The following is a 17,833-nucleotide window of genomic DNA, read 5'->3' as shown; positions in this document are numbered from 1 at the left end:
CGCTATACCAAAATTGATATTGCCAGCGCGAATCATATGATTGGACGGTTAACGCTCCGCACAGTACGCTACATTTCGATCCACGCACCGTAAGGGCCGCGAGGGCTGGGCTGGTTCGCTGGGTCGCCTACACAACAACATCAGGAGACAGTCATGGCGAATACACGACGTGCCGCGTGGCGTGCGTTGGGCGCGCTCGCACTTTCCGCGGGCATCGGCGCGCTGACGCTGGCCACGCCGGGCGCTTACGCGCAAGACAAACAGATTACGCTCGGTTTCGCGCAGGTCGGCGCGGAAAGCGCATGGCGAACCGCCAACACCGAGTCGATCAAGTCCGCCGCAGCGGACGCGAAGATCAAGCTCAAATTCTCCGACGGCCAGCAAAAGCAGGAAAACCAGATCAAGGCGATCCGCTCGTATATCGCACAGAAAGTGGATGTGATCGCGTTTTCGCCGGTCGTCGAATCCGGCTGGGAACCCGTGCTGCGCGAAGCCCAAGCCGCGAAGATTCCGGTGATTCTCACCGACCGCAACATCGACGTCAAAGACACGTCGCTGTACGTGACGATGATCGGCTCCGACTTCATGGAAGAAGGGCGGCGCGGCGGTCACTGGCTCGCCGATCACTATAAAAACGATCAAGGTCCGGTCAACATCGCCGAACTTCAGGGAACGGTCGGCTCGGCGCCCGCCAACGACCGGCACTCCGGTCTGATCGAAGTGATCAAGAGCGATCCCAAGTTCAAGATCATCGCGTCGCAAAGCGGCGACTTCACGCTGGCCGGTGGCAAGCAGGTCATGGAAGCGTTTATAAAAACTTATGGAAATAAAATAAATGTAGTTTATGCGCATAACGACGACATGGCGCTCGGCGCCATCCAGGCGATGGAAGAGGCCGGCATGCACCCGGGCAAGGACGTCGTCGTGGTTTCGTTCGACGCGACCAAGGGTGGCTTCCAGGCGATGGCCGCGGGCAAGATGAACGTCGACGTGGAGTGCAGCCCGTTGCTGGGGCCGCAACTGATGTCGGCGGTGAAGGACGTCGTGGCCGGCAAGCCGCTGCCCAAGCGCATCCTCACGGAAGAGACCGTCTTCCCGATGAGCGTCGCGGCGCAAACTCTGCCGACGCGCAAGTACTGACGCGAACTACCAGGCTTTCCTTATGATATGCGCCGCCTCGCGGCGCAGAGGAGACGCGCAGTAAGAGGATAGATCGAACAGGTTTCTCCAGTGGTGCCTGGCCGCCCGGGTTGCTTCGGCAGCGGGCGGTCTCTTTTCAGTTGCATGCCGCTGGAACCTGCCGAACCCACGCATAGCCGATCGAGCGAGGTCCATGACCCATTCCGCTTCCGAACCGAATCAGCCGGCTATTGGCACCGAGGGCGCGAAGGGCGCAACGGGCGCCGAGCGCGCCATCGCGACCGGCACCAACGGCGCCGCGAACGCGCCCGAACCCATCCTGGCGACAGCCGGCGTCAGCAAGACATTCCCCGGCGTGAAGGCGCTGCAGCAGGTCGATTTCCGTCTGTTTCCCGGCGAGATTCACACGCTGATGGGGCAGAACGGCGCCGGCAAATCCACCTTGATCAACGTGCTCACGGGCGTGGTCGCGCCCGATGCCGGCACGATCCGCCTCGGCGGCGAGATGGTGGCGTTTGCGTCGCCGCAGGAAGCCGAAGCGGCCGGCGTGCGCACGCTGTATCAGGAAGTGAACCTGTGCCCGAACCTGTCGGTGGCGGAGAACATTTTCGCGGGGCGGCAGCCGCGGCGCTTTGGCGCGATCGACTGGCCCGATATCAAGCGGCGCGCCCAGCACGCGCTGGCGCGCCTCGACGTGGCGCTCGACGTCACGCGCTCGCTCGACGCGTATCCGATCGCGGTGCAGCAGATGGTGGCGATCGCGCGAGCGCTGTCAGTGGACGCGCGCGTGCTGATTCTCGACGAACCGACTTCGAGTCTCGATGACACCGAAGTTGCGCAGCTTTTCAAAATACTTCGGCATCTTAAGCAATCGGGTATCGCGATCCTGTTCGTCACGCATTTTATCGAACAGACCTATGCGATCTCCGACCGCATCACGGTGATGCGCAACGGCGAGCGCGAAGGCGAGTACCTCGCGCGCGATCTGCCGGCCGATCAACTGGTTGCGAAGATGGTCGGTCACGAGCGCATGAGCGCGCGTTTGCGCGAAGCCGCGCATGAAGGCCACGCAGCGCACGATCCGCCTGAGGGCACGCAGAACCCGCAGGACGCCTGTACGGATCAGCCGTTTATCGAATTGCGTGGCGTCGGACGGCGCGGCACGCTGCAGCCGATCGACCTCGATGTCCAGTCTGGCCAGATTCTCGGTCTGGCCGGTTTGCTCGGTTCGGGCCGTACGGAAACTGCGCGCCTGCTGTTCGGCGCGGACCGCGCCGATAGCGGCACGATCCTCGTCGAAGGGCGGCCCGTGCGGCTGCGCTCGCCGCGCGACGCGGTGCGGCACGGCATCGGCTATTGCGCGGAAGACCGCAAGAAAGAGGGCATCGTCGCTGAACTGTCGATCCGCGAAAACATCTTGCTGGCGTTGCAGGCGCGGCGCGGATGGTGGCGCAAGATCAACCGCCAACGCGCGCGCGAGCTGGCCGACCTGTGGATCGAGCGGCTCGGCATCAAGGCCGCGGACGCCGAACAGCCGATCGGCCTGCTGTCCGGCGGCAACCAGCAGAAAGCGCTGCTGGCGCGCTGGCTCGCGACCGATCCGAAGCTGCTGATTCTCGACGAACCCACGCGCGGCATCGACGTCGCCGCCAAGTTCGACATCATGGATCGCCTGCTGGCGCTGTGCGCGAACGGTCTGAGCATCCTGTTCATTTCGTCGGAGATCGGCGAGGTGCTGCGCGTGAGCCATCGCGTCGCGGTGCTGCGCGACCGCCGCAAGATTGCTGAAGTCGCCGGCAAGGCGTCGAACGAGGACAACATCTATCGACTCATCGCGGGGAGCGGCGAATGAAGCTATCGAACTGGTTCGTGCGCGACGGCGTCGAGCGTCCGTTGATCTGGCCGTGCATCACGCTGGTGTTGTTGTGCGGTCTGAACCTGTGGGTGAATCCGCATTTCCTGTCGCTGCGCATGCTCGACGGCCATCTGTTCGGCGCGCCGATCGACGTGCTGAATCGCGCCGCGCCGCTGGTGCTCGTCGCGATCGGCATGACGCTGGTGATCGCGACGCGCGGCATCGACATTTCGGTCGGCGCGGTGGTGGCGATCGCGGGCGCCGCGGCGGCCACGATCCTCGCGACACAGCCCGTGCCGAGCGGCGGGCTGATCGCGCAGGCGCTGGTGGCGGCGTTGCTCGTCGGCGTGCTGAGCGGCATGTGGAACGGCCTGCTGGTGTCCTTTGTCGGCATGCAGCCGATCATCGCCACGCTGATTCTGATGGTCGCCGGCCGTGGCATCGCGCAGTTGCTGACGGCCGGGCAGATCATTCCAATCGGCGCGCCCGGCTATCTGTTCGTCGGCGGCGGCTACTGGCTAGGCGTGCCGTGTTCGGTGTGGATCGCCACGGTGGCCGTGCTGGCGACCGCCGCGCTCGTCGAAGGCACGGCGCTCGGGCTCTTCATTCGCGCGATCGGCGTCAATCCGGTCGCGACGCGTCTGGTCGGCTTGCGCTCCAAAGCGCTCGTGTTCGCGGTGTACAGCTTCTCGGGTTTGACCGCGGCGATAGCGGGGATCCTGATCAGCTCGAACGTGCGCAGCGCCGACGGCAACAACGCCGGCCTGCTGCTCGAACTCGACGCGATCCTCGCGGTGACGCTCGGCGGCACGTCGCTGCTTGGCGGCCGCTTCAGTTTCGCGGGCACGGTGCTGGGCGCGCTGATCATCCAGACGCTGACCTACACAACCTATTCGATCGGCGTGCCGCCTGAAGCGACGCTGCTCGTCAAGGCGGCCGTGGTGCTCGCGGTCAGCGTGATCCAGTCGCCGGCGGCGCGCGCGCTCGCGATGTCGTTCGGCGCGTCGATCATCAAGCAGCGTGGGGTGGCGCGATGAGACGACTGCTCGAAGCGTTGGCTCGTATCGTCGATCCGCGCACGCTGCCGATCGCCGTCACGATCCTGCTGTTCGGCGCGCTGTTCGGCTTCGGCTCGGTGATGTACACCGGCTTCTTCTCGTGGCAGGTGCTGCTGGACCTGCTGGTCGACAACGCGTTCCTGCTGATCGTCGCGATCGGCATGACCTTCGTGATCGTGTCCGGCGGCATCGATCTGTCGGTGGGCTCGTTGGTCGCGCTGACGACCATCGTCGAGGCGGTGCTGTCCGAGCACTGGCATTGGCCGGTGTGGGTGATCATTCCGATCGTGCTGCTGATGGGCACCGTGTTCGGCGCGGTGCAAGGCGCGCTGATCCACTTCTTCCGCCTGCAGGCTTTTATCGTGACGCTGGCCGGCATGTTCTTCGCGCGCGGCCTGTGCTTTCTGATCACGACGCAGTCGATCACCATCACCGATCCGACGTTCCAGAAAATCTCGGCGTTTCGTCTCGACATCGGCATCGGCTCCGTCACCGCGAATGTGCTGATCGCGCTGGTGACGCTGCTCGCGGCGATCCATGTCGCGCACTTCACGCGCTTCGGCCGCAATGTGTATGCGGTCGGCGGCAACCCGCGGTCAGCGTTGCTGATGGGCCTGCCGGTCGCGCACACGCGAATCGGCGTGTATGCTCTGAGCGGCTTCTGTTCCGCGCTCGGCGGCGCGGTGTTCACGTTCTACGTGCTGTCGGGCTACGGTTTGCAAGGGCAGGGCATGGAGCTCGACGCGATCGCGGCCACTGTGATTGGCGGCACGCTGCTGACGGGCGGTGTCGGCTATGTGATCGGCTCGCTGTTCGGCGTCGGCATTCTCGGCACGATTCAGGCGCTGATCACGTTCGACGGCACGCTCAGTTCGTGGTGGACCCGCATCGTGATCGGCGCGCTGCTGTGCGCGTTCTGTTTGCTGCAACGGCTGATCGAGCGCCACGCGAAGTCGGTGGGGCGTCCCGGTGGCAGCGGCGCGGTTGCGACGGCTGGGCGGGCACACGCGCATGACGAGACGTCGGCGGCGGCGTCGGATTCGCAGGTGCTCGGACGCGCGCCGGAACAGGCATGAGGGTGCGCAGCGCTCGCGTTGCTGCGTGCGCCGGCGTGGCTCAAGCGCTGAGCTGCCGTCCTTTGGTTTCGGGCAGCGTCAGCGCGGCTCACGCTTCGTCAGTCCGTCGCAAGACGCCTGCGAGCCGTCGCCACGAGTCTGTCGAACGTGAAGGTGCTCGCAGCGAGCGCGGTGGTGTCCGGAGAGTTCGCGCGTGCGATGTCGGTCAGCACCTGCCCCGGCGGCGCTTCGATCAGCACGCGGGCGCCCATTTCCTGCATCGCCGTGAGCGCGTCGAACCAACGCACGGTGTAGCGCATGTTGGTCGCGAGATCGTCGCGAATCGCATCCGCGGTGTACAACGGCCGGCCGCCACGATTGCCGATGTAGGTACTGCGCGGCGCGTGAAAAGACACCCTGCTTGCGTAGGCGAGCAGTTCGTCGGAGGCCTGCGCGAGCAGTTCGCAATGCGACGGCACGCTCACCGCGAGTCGCGTGGCATTGCGCGCGCCCGCCGCCAGCGCGCGGGCGATAAACGCGTCGAGCGCGTCATCCGCGCCAGCCATCACGATCTGACGCCGCGCATTCACATTGCCGATATAGACGCGTTGCCGGTCCTCATCCGCATGCTGCGCGGCGAGTATTTCCAGTTGATGCTCGGTCAAACCTGACACCGCCGCGAGACCATAACCCGACGGGTACGCGGCTTCCATCAACTCGGCGCGCCGCTGCACCATCTTCAACGCGTCGTCGAACTGCACCGCGCCGCAGCTTACCGCCGCTGCATACGCGCCGACCGACAGCCCCGCGCTGATCTCCGGCGTGAGCTGTTCATCAGCCAGGGCGCGCGCGATGGCCACGCCCGCTATCGTCAAGCCGGTCTGCACGGCGACGGTCGAGCGGAGCGCGTCCGGCGTGTCCAATGTCAGCACGTCGACGCCCAGTACTTGCGAAGCTTCTTCGAGCGTGTCACGCACCGCTCGATGCGGCGGCAGTTGGTGCAGGAACCCATCGGTCTGCGCGCCCTGGCCGGGAAAGAGCAGTGCAAGCATCAGGCGTCGCCGCCATGAGCCGTATGAGCCGCGGCCCACGGGTTGGCAATCAATTGCGGACCGCGCGCGTCGCGTGTCATCACGCGTGGTTTGCCCGCAGCCCATTCGGTCAGCGCGACGCCACCCGCCGGCGTTTCGAGTTGCGCGTCGACACGAGTGCCGGCGCGTTTCGCGAGCGCTTGCAGTTGATCGAGCAACGCACGGGCGAGGTCTTGCGCGAGCGGTTCGGGCGTGCGGATCAGCAGATCGAGATCGCTCGACTCAGTCACGGTCGGCATTTGCGTGGCCAGTTCGAAACCGGCGCTGCCCGTTGGTCCCCAGACGAATCTGGCGAGCGGGCTGGCCGCGTCGCTCTGCAAGGCGGAGAGGGCGGAGAGGCCGGCGAAAGGCGGCAAAGTGGCACGCCCGGCCAGCGGTGCGGTTTGCGCCAACGCCTCCGGCGGCACAACGGTCACGATATCGCTTGCCTGCGCCCACGTGCCGTAACGCTCCGCTCGCTCGACACCGCGCACGCCGATCGCCACGAAGTCCTCATCGGCCAGCGCGCGTCTGACGACCACATACGGCGCGCGCTCGAAAGCCGCGCGGACCCATACCGGTTCGTCATCGAATGCGGGCAGGCGTCGCAAACGCAGCAAGTCGTGCGGCCGCCAGCGCGCATCGCATGACAACGCGCGCTCAGTGACGAACGGCGGAGCCGCGCAGACCCGCATCACGCAGCGTCCCATTGTTCGGCGAGACGCCGGCGCACCTCGATCGACGCCGCGCGATTCTTGCGCGCCGCCGCCGACTCCAACCGGTGCGCCAACGATCGGCCACCGTCGCGCGCGCTGCGAATCTGCTCGCACAACACCTGACGCACACGCTCGATCTGCGCTGCGTCCGGCGCATCGGCATCGACGCCTTCGATCAGTTGATCGAGCAGCCCGAGTTTCGCGAATGACGCCATCGAGTACGACATCGGCACGATGGTTTCGCCGAGCGCGTCGAGTTCTTCGACGGTGCGGCGCGTCACGCGCGCGGCGGCTTCCTTGCCCATCGCGTGAACCATCGTGCCGGGCGCGTCGAGCGCGACAATGCGGTTGGCCTGATAGCCGTGCGCGAGGAACGCGCCCGACATCGCGGGCCCGACGATCAGTGCGATCACCGGATGGCCCGCGTCGCGCGCCGACGCGTAGGCATCGACCGCGGCCGCGCACGCGAGGTGGATGCCGAGCATTTCCTCGCGATAACCATACGCCTGGCTTTTCACATCGACGATCGCGACGATCGGGCGACGCGTGCCGCTCGCGTCGTCCTGCGCGATCGCATCACGCACGGCGCGCGCGAGTTGCCAGCCCTGTTCGAGGCCGACTACGTTATCGGTCGCGCGCGCAAAGCGGTTGGCGGGGTCGGGCACGACCGTGATGAAGCGCGCGGTCTCGCCGCCGAGCGGCGCGTCGCCGCTCCATACGGGCGTATGGTCGGCAGGAACGCCTGCAAGCGCGTTGAACCAGCGTGCGCCGCGGCTGAGTTGGATGTCGCTCATGCTTGCTCCTTGCGCGGGTCGTTCTGAACCTGGCGGTTGAACACATCACGCATGCTCTCCGGCGTGACGCTGGCGGGATCGATCTGCGCGAGCCGCTTCAGAAACGTGTCGACCTGTTCGCTGCGATGCGCGGGCGGCACACCATGCGTGAACGCGGCATGCAGCGCGGCGCGCACCGCGTCGGCATCGTCATCGACCAGTTGATCGGCGAGCGCGGTCGCCGTGCGCTGTTCGCCGCCGATCAATTGCCACACGCGGCGGCGGTCGCTCGCATCGAGCTCGTCGATGCCGGCTTCCTGCTCGATCACCTCGGGACCGTTCATGCCGAGCCGTCCTTGCTTCGTCACGATCAGATACGAGCACAGCGCCGCGGCGAGCGACATGCCGCCGAAGCAGCCGACCATGCCCGCGATCACGCCGACCACCGGCACGTGCCGGCGCAACGCGACGATCGCCGCCTGAATCTCCGCGATCACCGCGAGTCCCAGGTTGGCTTCCTGCAGCCGCACGCCGCCGGTTTCGAACAGCACGACAGGGCGCACGAGCTTGCCGCGTTCGCAATCGCGCAGCGCCAGTTCGAGCGCCGCGGCGATCTTGCTGCCCGACACTTCGCCGATGCTGCCGCCCTGGAACGCGGATTCGATCGCGGCGACCACGGCGGGCTCGCCGCCGATGGTGCCGCGCGCGATCACGCAGCCGTCGTCCGCCTGGCAGACGACGCCTTGCAGCGGCAGCCACGGCGACTCGATCTTGTCGAACGGGCCGAGCAATTCGCGGAAACTGCCCGCGTCGAGCAGCGAGCGGGCGCGTTCGCGCGCCGGCAGTTCGATGAAACTGTCGCGCAGCAGCGGCGCGGAATGGGCGCTGGCGGCTGCGTTCATGCGTCGTCTCCTTCCTCAGCGGCCTCGAGCGCTTCCGCGAGCCGCAATGCGACCACGCCGGGCGTCGCGCCGAAGTCGTTGATTTCGATTCGCGCGGCGCCGTCGTAGCGCGTGAAGAAGCGGTCGAGCACGCTTTTCCAGATGTGGCTGTACCCGTCGACGCTGGTGCGCACGACCACGTGCGCGCTCAGTGCGCCGGCGTCATCGGCGGGTGACAGCAGCACCTCCAGATCGCCCGAACCCACCACGCCGACATGCGCGCGGGTCGTGACGGCGCGTTGCGCCGGATAGTCAAAGGTCAGATGTTCCATGGGGCTGGGCTCCGGCCGGCGTCGTGGTGCGCCAGCGTGTCGAGAAAGAGGGTGGCGGCGAGCAGATCGGCTGCGCCGCCGGGCGATGCGTTGAGCGACAGCAGTGCGTGTTCGAGCGCGGCCAGCGCGGCGCGGCCCGCTGGTGTCGAACTGCCGCCGGCTGCCAGCACGCGGCGCGCGCCGTATTGGCCGGCGTGCAAACCGGGCAGGCCCGCGCGATGCAGCAGGCAGGTGTCGTCGAGTGAGGCCATGATCGCGAGCAGCGCGTCGACGCGCGCGGCGTTTTCGCCGACGCCTTGATCGCGCGCTGCGAGCAGTGCGGGCAGGCCGACGTCGATGACATGCGGGAAACCCTCTTGCGCTTCGCGGCGCGCGCCGCCGACCTGATAGCGTTGCCGTGCGCGTTCGCCGTGACTGTCGGAGGGCGCGGCGAAGCGGTCCGGGAAGCAGGCGATCTGCGCGGCGCGTGTGCAGATTTGCGAGGCGCTCAGATGCGTAGTATTGCCAGGTGTTGACGTGCCTGCAGACATACCCGCAGATGTCGCCGCGGACGCACCCGAGGTCACGCCCGCCACCAGCAGGCCAACGATCCAGATTGCGCCGCGATGCGCGTTGCTGCCGCCGGTGGCGCGCAACATCTCCTGCTCGCCGGCGCGGCCGATCTGCGCGAGTTCGGCACGCAGCAGCGCGGACGGTTCGCCACGGCGGCGCGCCGCGCGCGCGAGCGCCGCGAAGGTCGGCTCCAGCGCATGCGCCGAGCGCAGCATCGTCGCGAGATCGAGGTCGCGATGCGCGCCGCTGCCGCGCCGGTCGACCAGCGCGGGCTTGGGCGTGAGCTGCGCTTCATCGATCAGCGCGGTGACCGCGTAGTGCGCCAGTTGCGCGTCGGAGGGTGACGTGTGGAGGACGGCGCCGTATGAATTCGTGTGTGTGACGGGTGTGGATGGTTGCCCGGCACGCTCGGCCAACGCGTAGTCCGCAACCGTGCCGCGCGAATCGACGCGCACCGTCGGAGCGCACGCCTGTTCCGCACGCTTTAACAAGGCAGCGGGCGCCATCGTCACCAGCTCCTGAAGCGCGCCGGCGGCGCGTACAAACCGCCCGACCACGTCACCAGATCGTCGATGCTGCGCGCGGCCAGCAGCGAACGCTTGGCGTCGCCGCGCCGGATGCCAAGATCTTCCGGATACGCGACGATGCCGCGCCGGCGCAGTTCGGCCGTCTTCTCCGGTTTCGCGCGCAAGCCGATCGGCGTCACGCCGGCCACGGCGGCAATCGCCGCACGCCGCTCGTCGATGCCTTCAGCCTTGTGCAAATGCGCGATGCCTTCCTCGGTGACCACATGGCTGACGTCATCGCCGTAGATCATCACGGGAGCGATCGGCATGCCGCTTTTCGCTCCGACCGCGACGGCGTCGAGCTCATCGACGAAGGTCGGCTCGCCGCCTTTCTTGTATGTCTCCGCCAACTGCACGACCAGCTTCTGACCACGCGAGACCGGACCCTGGTCCTTCAGCAGCTTGAGCCACGCTTCGCTCGAATGACGCCGGCCGCGCGGATCGTGGCCCATGTTCGGCGCACCGCCGAAGCCGGCGAGACGCCCGCGCGTGACGGTCGACGAATTCGCGTCGGCGTCGATCTGCAAGGTCGAGCCGATGAACAGGTCGACGCCGTATTGCCCGGCCAACTGGCACAGCACGCGGTTCGAGCGCAGGCTGCCGTCATTGCCGGTGAAGAACACGTCGGGGCGCGCCTCGATATACGCCTCCATGCCGACTTCGCTGCCGAAGCAATGGATGCTGTCGACCCAGCCCGATTCGATCGCGGGGATCATCGTCGGATGCGGATTGAGCGTCCAGTTGCGGCAGATCTTGCCCTTCAGGCCGAGCGACTCGCCGTAGGTGGGCAGCAGCAATTCGATCGCCGCGGTGTCGAAGCCGATGCCGTGATTCAGCGACGTCACGCCATATGGCGCGTAGATGCCGCGAATCACCATCATCGCGGTGAGCACCTGCAGATCGCCGATGTGGCGCGGATCGCGCGTGAACAGCGGCTCGACGGCGAACGGCCGGTCCGCCTGCACGACCATGTCGACCCATGAGCCGGGAATGTCGACGCGCGGCAGTTCATCGACGATCTCGTTGACCTGCACGATCACGATGCCGTGCCGGAACGCGGCGGCCTCGGCGATGGTCGGCGTGTCTTCGGTATTCGGGCCGGTGTACAGATTGCCGTGCCGGTCGGCCTGTTCCGCGCACAGCAGCGCGACGTGCGGCGTCAGGTCCACGAACATGCGCGCATACAGTTCGACGTACGTGTAGATCGCGCCGATTTCGAGCTGGCCGTCTTCGAGCAATTGCGCGACCCGCAAACTCTGCGTCCCGGCAAACGAGAAATCGACCTTGTGCGCGATGCCGCGCTCGAACAGCGTCAGATGCTCGGGACGGCCGATGCTCGAAATCAGCAGGTGCACGTCGTGAATCTTTTGCGGATCGACTTTGGCGAATGAGCGGGACAGAAAGTCGGCCTGCTTCTGGTTGTCGCCTTCGAGCGCGACGCGGTCGCCGGGCTGGATCAGCGTTTCGAGCGCATCGACGATGCGGTGGGGTGGCAGCACGCCGTCTTCGAGCCAGGGCGCAATGGCCGCGAGGCGACGGTTTTTCTCGTCGCGGCGGGTGGTCCATGAACGGGCGGCGGGTGGTGACGCAGCAGCGGACACAGCGGCTTCGGCGGGTGCGGGTCGGTTCATCGGCTCAGTCAACTCCCGGTGGTGGTGCGCGGGCGTCTGCCGCGCGGCTTCGGTTGATTTGCAAGCGCGGCTTCCGCCTGCGCGCGTTCGGTCAGGAAACGATGCAGCAGCTCGCCGGTACTGAGCAGATGCGCGACGACCAGCGACTGTGCCGTGACGATATCGCGGCGTTGCACGGCGTCGAGCAGTTCGGCGTGCTCACTGTCGGACTCGCCCTTGTAGACCGGCAAGCCGAACTTCAGGCGCAGATACCGTTCGCCACGCCGATGCAGCATGCCGATCATGTCCGCGAGCTGCGGACGCCCGGCGGGCGCATACAGGCTCATGTGAAACGCGGCATTGCGCGCGACGTACAGCGACGGGTCCGGCTCGCTCTCGGCAGCGCGGCACAGGCTGGCGGCTTCACGCAGCGTCGCGGCGCTGTGGTTGGGAATCGCGAGTCCGATCGCGAGGCTCTCCAGCGCGGAGCGGATTTCGTAGATCTCGCGTGCCTCGTCCGCCGACAAGGGCGCGACCGTGACGCCCTTGTGCACCGCGGCTCTGACCCAGCCTTCGCTCTCGATCTGACGCAGCGCCTCGCGCACGGGAATGGCGCTGACGGAAAAGTGCCGCGCGATCGCGTCCTGACGCAGCGGCGCGCCAGGCGCCAGCGTGCCGTCGACAATCGCCGCGCGCAGCGCCTCCGCGATCACACGCGAGGTGCTCTCACGCGGTGCCGCTGCGGGTAAAAGCGGGCTGCGTGCCGGCTCGTCCAGGGGAAAACCATCTATTGCGTCGCTCATGGTATCAAATATTATATATAAAAAATGCGAATTACACGCGGACAAACCCGGAAAAAATTCTCGCCGGGTCGACCGCGCAGGCTGCTCCTTCTTAGTTGTATGAGGACGCCTCGGATCAATCAACCGCGCGCGCCATCTCGTCGTTCCCGTTACGCACATCAACCGTAGGGCCGGAGGAGCATGATGAATTCAGTAACTGACCGCACGTCGGTCGCGCGGCGGCGCACGCCGCTCAATCGTTCGCAGATCGTAGGATTCTGGGGGGCATGGGCGGGCTGGACGCTCGACGGGATGGACTCGTTCATCTACGCACTCGTCTTGACGCCGGCCCTGACCGAGTTGCTGCCGCGCTCCGGCTTCGAGGCCACGCCGGCGAACGTCGGTCTGGCCGGTTCGATCCTGTTCGCGCTGTTCCTGGTCGGTTGGGGGCTGTCGTTCATCTGGGGGCCGCTCGCCGACCGCTTCGGCCGGACCAAGGTGCTGGCCGGCACCATCTTCACGTTCGCGATTTTCACGGGGCTCGCCGCGACTTCGAGCAACGTGTGGGAGCTCGGCATCTATCGCTTCATTGCGGGCGTCGGCATCGGCGGCGAGTGGGCGTTGGCCGGCACCTATGTGGCGGAGGCGTGGCCGGAAGATCGCCGCAAGATGGGCGCGGGTTATCTGCAGACGGGCTACTACGCCGGCTTCTTCCTCGCTGCGGCGCTCAATTACACGATCGGCGTGCATTTCGGCTGGCGCGCGATGTTTCTCACCGGTGCGGTGCCGGTGGTGGTCGCGATTCTGATCCTGCTGCGCGTGAAGGAGCCGGAGAAGTGGCAGAAGGCCGAAGCGGGTGCCGCGCGGGCCAAACCGCTGCGCGAGATCCTCGGGCCGGCTTATCGGCGCCGGACGTGGGTGGCGTGCATCCTGTTGACGATTGCGATCATCGGCTTGTGGGCCGGCGCGGTGTACGAACCGTCCGCGGTGATTCAACTGGCGACCCGCGCCGGCATGGCGAAGGGCGATTCGATCAAAATGGCGTCGCTGGCCACGGGGCTGCTGTCCATTGCGACGATTCTCGGCTGTCTCGCGTTGCCGCCGCTCGCCGAACGCATCGGCCGCAAGAATACGCTGGCGCTTTACTTCGCCGGCATGGCGGTGTCGATCGTCGGCAGTTTCGGCTGGGCGTTCTATCTGCCGAACGGGCTCGCGCCGTTCATCGCGTGGCTCTTCGTGCTGGGTTTCTTCGGCGGCAATTTCGCGCTGTTCAGCCTGTGGCTGCCGGAGCAGTTCGAAACCCGCGTGCGGGCGACGGCGTTCGCGTTCTGCACGTCGTTCGGGCGGTTTGTCGGCGCGGGCGTCAACTTTCTGCTCGGCGCGGCGGTGCTGCATATGCATACGCTCGGGGTGCCGGTCGCGTTGACGGCGCTGGCGTTCGTGATCGGTCTGTTTGTGATTCCGTTCGCGCCGGAGACGAAGGGGGAGGTGTTGCCGCAGTGAGGTTGGCCGTTTGGCCGAGTGGCGCGCGCGGTCGTGGACGGGCATCCTTTCCATCTGTTGGACGACGCATTTCTCCGCCTTTTTTGGTTTGCTGTTCTGTACAGCAGCATGTACAATGATTGCCGTGGTTCAGACGTGTTTTTTTGCGTTCGGTGCCGCCCGTATGAACGGCTGTTCAGGCTGTGCGAGCAATCCGTGCGGCGGGGAATCGTCTCTAACTTTTGACAGGAGCGACTGGAGGGAAACCTCTCAGATCGAGATAGCGAATGAACGTCCTTACTTACAGCGAGGCGCGTGCCGGCTTTAAGCAAGCGATGGACGACGTCTGCCGGGATCACACGCCGATGCTCATCACCAGACAGAGCGGCGAAAACGTGGTCATGGTGTCTCTCGACGATTTCAATGCGATGCAGGAGACCTTGTATCTGTTGAGTTCATCGAAGAACGCCCAGCGGCTTGCCCGGTCCATCGCGCAATTGAATGCTGGCAGTGCGACTGCGCGCGAACTGCTGACCGATGAACAAACAGAAAAGCCGCAACGAGGAGGCCGCAAAGGCTGACAGTGTTTTTATGTTCACCGACGACGCGTGGGACGATTATCTGTATTGGCAGGAGACCGACCGCAAGGTCTTGCGCAAGATCAACACATTGCTGGAAGAGTGCCGGCGTGATCCTTATCGGGGTACTGGGAAGCCGGAGGCGTTGGTCGGCAGCTTAAGCGGTCTCTGGTCCCGCCGTATCACGCTTGCCGATCGACTGGTCTACCTGCCGAGAGATGGCAAGGTCTATGTGATTGCCTGCCGCTTTCACTACGACCACTAGAAAAAACGGGCGCGAGGCCCGTTTTTTGTTTCACGCATCGGCGCAGGCGAGCCGCGCCGGTACCACTGCGTAATGCGGTGGCGCGCCCGGATCTCAATCCGCATGCCGCCGCGCCTGCGCGCCGGGATGCATCAATGAAAGCAGCGGCCAGCCGAGATTGACCCCCAAACTCGCGACCACGATCAGCGCCATGCCCACGAGTTGCGGCAGCGACAGCGCTCGTCCATACACGACTGCATCCACCGCGATGGCGGTGAGCGGGTAGACGAACAGCAACACGGCGATCACCGGCGTGCTCAGCTTGGGCAGCGCGCCGTAGATCAGCACATACGACAGCCCCGTATGCAGCACGCCCATGCCGACCAGCCAGAACCACTGCATCGGGCCGATATGCGCGGCGGTGAGCGGCGCGATGAACGGCAGACACACCACGCCGACCGCGCACTGCGCGAGCGTCAACAGGTGCGGGCGCAAATCGCCGAGCCCTTTGGCAATCAACGTGACGCTCGCATACAGCAGCGACCCCACCAACGCTTCGCCGATGCCGATCAGGTAACTCGTATGACCTTGCAGATTCTCCGTGGCCGCGACGCCCGAAGCGAGCACGAGACCCACGAAGGCGGTCGCGATCCAGCCGAGCCGGTCCATCCCGAGGCGCTCGTTGAACAGCGCGGCGCCGATCAGCACGACCCAGAACGGCTGCACATGAAACACCACCGTCGCCACCGCAATGCTGGTGCGATGAATCGCGTCGAAGAAACCGACCCACTGCGTGACCATCAGCACGCCCGAGATCAGCGCCAGCACGACGGTGCGGCGCGTGAAATGCGCACGCGTGAAGAAGCCCTTCCACGCGCAATACGCGGCGAGCGACAGAAACCCGAACAGGCAGCGGAAGAACACGAGCGTCAGCGCGCCGAGCCGCGCCTCCTCGACGAAGACGCCTAGCGTGCCCATCAGCAGCCCGCCGCTGGCGAGCGTGATCGCGCCTTGTTGACGTTGGGTGAGGGACATGCGAAGCGGCTCCGTGATTGATGTCCCGAGTATTGCGCGGCTTGCGTGGCATCCACAAACGAATTAAATTGAGAAATTCCATAAGATGAATTGATAAATCATGCATCCCGAATTCGACGTCGATCTGTTGCGCAGCTTCGTCGCGGTGGTGGAAACGGGCAGCTTCACGAAGGCGGCGACCACCGTGCATCGCTCGCAGGCGGCCGTCAGCATGCAGATCAAGCGGCTCGAAACGATGCTCGGCACCACGCTGTTCGCCCGCAATACGCGCAATCTGTCGCTCACGCGGCCCGGCAATACGCTGCTCGAATACGCGCGGCGCGTGTTGGCGCTGCATGAGGAGGCGTGGTCGGCGATCGTGCGGCCCGAGGTGACCGGGCGCGTGGTGCTCGGCGCGCCGGACGATTACGTGTCGTCGCTGCTGTCGCCGGTGCTGCGGCGTTTCTCGAATCTGTATCCGCATGTCGAGATCGAGATCGTCTGCGCGCAAAGCACGTCGCTCGCGCCGATGCTGGCCGATAACAAGATCGATCTCGCGTTCGTCACGCGCGACCGCAAATTGCGCGGCGAATTTGTGCGCAGCGAGCCGATGGTGTGGGTGGGGGCGTCGGTGGACACGCCGGTGCTGGCGGCGTCGCCATTGCCAGTGGGGCTGTACGAGCCCGGTTGTGTCGCGCGCCAGCATACGCTGGCCGCACTGGACGGCGCGCGGATTCGCTATCGGGCGGCGTTCAGCAGCGCCAGCCTGATGGGGCTGGTGGCGACCGTGGATGCGGGGCTGTCGGTGATTGCGCTCACGCGTTGCAGCGTGCCGGCGCGGCTGGCGATTCTCGGCGATGCGCAAGGCTTGCCGAAGATCGCGCCGCTGGAAATCGTGGTGGCGCGCAGCGCCAAGTCGGATCGGCCGACCTGCGATTATCTGGCCGCGCAGATGGTGCAGGACCTGTCGCTGCGGGCGCCGGCGCGCGGGGCGGCGGCGCAGATGTGATGGGTTTGGGGTCGGCTCGCGGCCGGGTGGCGCGGGCTGATTTCAGCCGCGCGGATAAGCGGTCACTTTGCCATCCACCACGACCCGCACCTGTTCTCCCGGCCGTGGACACAGATAACCGGGCACGCGGGCGCGTACCGTGGTCCGCGCGGCGGACTGCAATTGCAGCGTCACGCCGGCGTCCTGCCCCTGGAAGATCACCTCGGTGACGACGGCGTCATGAACCGCGCGCTCAAGCAGCGTCTCATCGGCGCGCAGCAGGCGGATCTGCTCGGGCCGCACCATCACATCGACCGCGCCATTGCCCAGCGGCGCGGCCAACGCCAGTTCGCCAAGCTCGCAACTCGCGCGATCCTGCTTGACCGTGCCCGGCAACAACACCGCCTCGCCGACGAACGACGCCAACTCGCGCGTCACCGGCCGCTGATACAGCATCTCCGGCGTCGCAGTCTGGATCAGCCGGCCGTTCCACAGCACCGCCACTTCATGCCCGAGCGACAACGCCTCGGATTGATCGTGCGTGACCAGCACCGCCGTCGCGCCAGCCGCGGCTAACGCGCTCGCCACCGCCTGGCGGGTTTCGAGCCGCAACGCGGCGTCGAGCGACGAGAAGGGTTCGTCGAGCATCACCAGCGTCGGCGCTGGTGCGAGCGCGCGGGCCAACGCGACACGCTGCTGCTGGCCGCCCGACAACTGCTGCGGCGCGCGCCCGGCGAAGTTTGCCGGCAAGCCGACCAGTTCCAGCAGCTCGGCCACCCGATGCCGCGCGCGGCGCTGCGTGCGCGTCAAGCCGAACACGATGTTGTCCGCCACCGACAGATGCGGAAACAGCGCGCCTTCCTGTGGCACGTAACCGATGCGGCGCTGCTCGGACGGCACATGCAGGTTGTCGCCGGCGACGCGGCGGCCGTCGATTTCGACGCTGCCGCCATCGGCGCGTTCGAACCCGCACAGCACGCGCAGCAGCGTGGTTTTGCCGCTGCCTGACGGGCCGAGCAGCGCGAGCAGGGTGCCGCGCTCGACCGAAAGATCGATGCCGTGCAGCACAGGATGGCCGTCGAACGATTTCTGCAGTCCGCGGATACGAAGTTCGCTCATGAAAATCGGATGGTAAAA

General features: G+C 66.1%; 18 protein-coding genes. 8 read left to right on the top strand and 10 right to left on the bottom strand.

From position 1 onward, the window contains the following. Nucleotides 1–153: 153 nt before the first annotated feature. From HV744_RS27940 to yjfF, 4 genes are all read left to right on the top strand, one after another. The gene (locus tag HV744_RS27940; RefSeq protein WP_175152596.1) at nt 154–1,140 is read left to right on the top strand and encodes an ABC transporter substrate-binding protein; all 987 of its coding nucleotides are present in this window, start codon (nt 154–156) and stop codon (nt 1,138–1,140) included. Between the two features lie 193 nt (nt 1,141–1,333). Next, nucleotides 1,334–2,992, top strand: a complete 1,659-nt coding sequence (locus HV744_RS27935; RefSeq protein ID WP_175152595.1) for a sugar ABC transporter ATP-binding protein — start codon at nt 1,334–1,336, stop codon at nt 2,990–2,992. Beyond that, entirely contained in the window at nt 2,989–4,032 is a 1,044-nt protein-coding gene (locus HV744_RS27930) for an ABC transporter permease (RefSeq protein ID WP_175152594.1), read from the top strand. The genes HV744_RS27935 and HV744_RS27930 overlap by 4 nt, the downstream gene beginning before the upstream one ends. Further along, nucleotides 4,029–5,129 (top strand): galactofuranose ABC transporter, permease protein YjfF, encoded by a 1,101-nt coding sequence (yjfF, locus tag HV744_RS27925; protein ID WP_175152593.1) that lies wholly within the window; start codon nt 4,029–4,031, stop codon nt 5,127–5,129. The genes HV744_RS27930 and yjfF overlap by 4 nt, the downstream gene beginning before the upstream one ends. Nucleotides 5,130–5,227: 98 nt before the next feature. Here yjfF and mdcH read toward each other — a convergent pair whose 3' ends face one another. The 8 genes from mdcH to HV744_RS27885 are packed head-to-tail and all read right to left on the bottom strand — an operon-like array spanning nt 5,228 to nt 12,411. Continuing rightward, nucleotides 5,228–6,160 (bottom strand): malonate decarboxylase subunit epsilon, encoded by a 933-nt coding sequence (gene mdcH / locus HV744_RS27920; RefSeq protein WP_175152592.1) that lies wholly within the window; start codon nt 6,158–6,160, stop codon nt 5,228–5,230. Continuing rightward, nucleotides 6,160–6,873, bottom strand: coding sequence for a malonate decarboxylase holo-ACP synthase (locus HV744_RS27915; RefSeq protein WP_175152612.1), 714 nt, complete (start codon nt 6,871–6,873; stop codon nt 6,160–6,162). Before HV744_RS27915 ends, mdcH begins: the two co-directional genes overlap by 1 nt. Continuing rightward, nucleotides 6,873–7,688, bottom strand: coding sequence for a biotin-independent malonate decarboxylase subunit gamma (gene mdcE, locus HV744_RS27910; RefSeq protein WP_175152591.1), 816 nt, complete (start codon nt 7,686–7,688; stop codon nt 6,873–6,875). The genes HV744_RS27915 and mdcE overlap by 1 nt, the downstream gene beginning before the upstream one ends. Continuing rightward, nucleotides 7,685–8,569 (bottom strand): biotin-independent malonate decarboxylase subunit beta, encoded by an 885-nt coding sequence (locus tag HV744_RS27905; RefSeq protein ID WP_175152590.1) that lies wholly within the window; start codon nt 8,567–8,569, stop codon nt 7,685–7,687. The genes mdcE and HV744_RS27905 overlap by 4 nt, the downstream gene beginning before the upstream one ends. Continuing rightward, on the bottom strand, nt 8,566–8,880 hold the full coding sequence (locus tag HV744_RS27900; protein WP_175152589.1) for a malonate decarboxylase subunit delta: 315 nt from the start codon (nt 8,878–8,880) through the stop codon (nt 8,566–8,568). Before HV744_RS27900 ends, HV744_RS27905 begins: the two co-directional genes overlap by 4 nt. Next, nucleotides 8,868–9,938: a triphosphoribosyl-dephospho-CoA synthase gene (locus tag HV744_RS27895; protein ID WP_175152588.1), complete on the bottom strand. Its 1,071-nt coding sequence runs from the start codon at nt 9,936–9,938 to the stop codon at nt 8,868–8,870. Before HV744_RS27895 ends, HV744_RS27900 begins: the two co-directional genes overlap by 13 nt. A gap of 2 nt (nt 9,939–9,940) precedes the next feature. Continuing rightward, a complete protein-coding gene (mdcA, locus tag HV744_RS27890) occupies nt 9,941–11,629 on the bottom strand; it encodes a malonate decarboxylase subunit alpha (protein ID WP_175152587.1) in 1,689 nt (562 codons plus the stop codon). Nucleotides 11,630–11,637: 8 nt separating this feature from the next. Continuing rightward, nucleotides 11,638–12,411: a GntR family transcriptional regulator gene (locus HV744_RS27885; protein ID WP_175152586.1), complete on the bottom strand. Its 774-nt coding sequence runs from the start codon at nt 12,409–12,411 to the stop codon at nt 11,638–11,640. A 183-nt stretch (nt 12,412–12,594) separates the two neighbouring features. Here HV744_RS27885 and HV744_RS27880 point away from each other — a divergent pair, with 183 nt between their 5' ends. The 3 genes from HV744_RS27880 to HV744_RS27870 all read left to right on the top strand — a co-directional run bounded on the left by HV744_RS27880 (nt 12,595) and on the right by HV744_RS27870 (nt 14,715). Continuing rightward, nucleotides 12,595–13,893, top strand: coding sequence for an MFS transporter (locus tag HV744_RS27880; RefSeq protein ID WP_175152611.1), 1,299 nt, complete (start codon nt 12,595–12,597; stop codon nt 13,891–13,893). A 266-nt stretch (nt 13,894–14,159) separates the two neighbouring features. Further along, complete coding sequence (locus HV744_RS27875) at nt 14,160–14,453, top strand: type II toxin-antitoxin system Phd/YefM family antitoxin (RefSeq protein ID WP_175152585.1); 294 nt, start codon at nt 14,160–14,162, stop codon at nt 14,451–14,453. Continuing rightward, on the top strand, nt 14,410–14,715 hold the full coding sequence (locus HV744_RS27870) for a Txe/YoeB family addiction module toxin (RefSeq protein ID WP_425497862.1): 306 nt from the start codon (nt 14,410–14,412) through the stop codon (nt 14,713–14,715). Before HV744_RS27875 ends, HV744_RS27870 begins: the two co-directional genes overlap by 44 nt. Nucleotides 14,716–14,808: 93 nt before the next feature. Here HV744_RS27870 and HV744_RS27865 read toward each other — a convergent pair whose 3' ends face one another. Then, nucleotides 14,809–15,729 (bottom strand): DMT family transporter, encoded by a 921-nt coding sequence (locus HV744_RS27865; protein ID WP_175152584.1) that lies wholly within the window; start codon nt 15,727–15,729, stop codon nt 14,809–14,811. Between the two features lie 100 nt (nt 15,730–15,829). On the opposite strand from HV744_RS27865, the gene HV744_RS27860 reads away from it, so the two are divergent. Then, nucleotides 15,830–16,717: a LysR family transcriptional regulator gene (locus HV744_RS27860; protein WP_175152583.1), complete on the top strand. Its 888-nt coding sequence runs from the start codon at nt 15,830–15,832 to the stop codon at nt 16,715–16,717. Nucleotides 16,718–16,759: 42 nt separating this feature from the next. Here the strand turns inward: HV744_RS27860 and HV744_RS27855 are convergent, their stop codons facing one another. Continuing rightward, nucleotides 16,760–17,815 carry an ABC transporter ATP-binding protein gene (locus HV744_RS27855; RefSeq protein ID WP_175152582.1) on the bottom strand — a complete coding sequence of 352 codons (1,056 nt, stop codon included), beginning with the start codon at nt 17,813–17,815 and terminating at the stop codon, nt 16,760–16,762. Nucleotides 17,816–17,833 lie beyond the last annotated feature (18 nt).

Origin of the sequence: Paraburkholderia ultramafica (genome assembly GCF_902859915.1) — a bacterium.
Lineage (GTDB): Bacteria > Pseudomonadota > Gammaproteobacteria > Burkholderiales > Burkholderiaceae > Paraburkholderia > Paraburkholderia ultramafica.
Note: the sequence above shows the minus strand (reverse complement) of the source record. Positions and strands in the feature narration are given on the sequence as shown.

What these genes read in the sequence shown, in the direction of transcription:
- HV744_RS27940 (WP_175152596.1), top strand. Translation starts at nt 154, where the DNA reads ATGGCGAATACACGACGTGCCGCGTGGCGTGCGTTGGGCGCGCTCGCA.
- HV744_RS27935 (WP_175152595.1), top strand. Translation starts at nt 1,334, where the DNA reads ATGACCCATTCCGCTTCCGAACCGAATCAGCCGGCTATTGGCACCGAG.
- HV744_RS27930 (WP_175152594.1), top strand. Translation starts at nt 2,989, where the DNA reads ATGAAGCTATCGAACTGGTTCGTGCGCGACGGCGTCGAGCGTCCGTTG.
- yjfF (WP_175152593.1), top strand. Translation starts at nt 4,029, where the DNA reads ATGAGACGACTGCTCGAAGCGTTGGCTCGTATCGTCGATCCGCGCACG.
- mdcH (WP_175152592.1), bottom strand. Translation starts at nt 6,160, where the DNA reads ATGCTTGCACTGCTCTTTCCCGGCCAGGGCGCGCAGACCGATGGGTTC.
- HV744_RS27915 (WP_175152612.1), bottom strand. Translation starts at nt 6,873, where the DNA reads ATGCGGGTCTGCGCGGCTCCGCCGTTCGTCACTGAGCGCGCGTTGTCA.
- mdcE (WP_175152591.1), bottom strand. Translation starts at nt 7,688, where the DNA reads ATGAGCGACATCCAACTCAGCCGCGGCGCACGCTGGTTCAACGCGCTT.
- HV744_RS27905 (WP_175152590.1), bottom strand. Translation starts at nt 8,569, where the DNA reads ATGAACGCAGCCGCCAGCGCCCATTCCGCGCCGCTGCTGCGCGACAGT.
- HV744_RS27900 (WP_175152589.1), bottom strand. Translation starts at nt 8,880, where the DNA reads ATGGAACATCTGACCTTTGACTATCCGGCGCAACGCGCCGTCACGACC.
- HV744_RS27895 (WP_175152588.1), bottom strand. Translation starts at nt 9,938, where the DNA reads ATGGCGCCCGCTGCCTTGTTAAAGCGTGCGGAACAGGCGTGCGCTCCG.
- mdcA (WP_175152587.1), bottom strand. Translation starts at nt 11,629, where the DNA reads ATGAACCGACCCGCACCCGCCGAAGCCGCTGTGTCCGCTGCTGCGTCA.
- HV744_RS27885 (WP_175152586.1), bottom strand. Translation starts at nt 12,411, where the DNA reads ATGAGCGACGCAATAGATGGTTTTCCCCTGGACGAGCCGGCACGCAGC.
- HV744_RS27880 (WP_175152611.1), top strand. Translation starts at nt 12,595, where the DNA reads ATGAATTCAGTAACTGACCGCACGTCGGTCGCGCGGCGGCGCACGCCG.
- HV744_RS27875 (WP_175152585.1), top strand. Translation starts at nt 14,160, where the DNA reads ATGAACGTCCTTACTTACAGCGAGGCGCGTGCCGGCTTTAAGCAAGCG.
- HV744_RS27870 (WP_425497862.1), top strand. Translation starts at nt 14,410, where the DNA reads ATGAACAAACAGAAAAGCCGCAACGAGGAGGCCGCAAAGGCTGACAGT.
- HV744_RS27865 (WP_175152584.1), bottom strand. Translation starts at nt 15,729, where the DNA reads ATGTCCCTCACCCAACGTCAACAAGGCGCGATCACGCTCGCCAGCGGC.
- HV744_RS27860 (WP_175152583.1), top strand. Translation starts at nt 15,830, where the DNA reads ATGCATCCCGAATTCGACGTCGATCTGTTGCGCAGCTTCGTCGCGGTG.
- HV744_RS27855 (WP_175152582.1), bottom strand. Translation starts at nt 17,815, where the DNA reads ATGAGCGAACTTCGTATCCGCGGACTGCAGAAATCGTTCGACGGCCAT.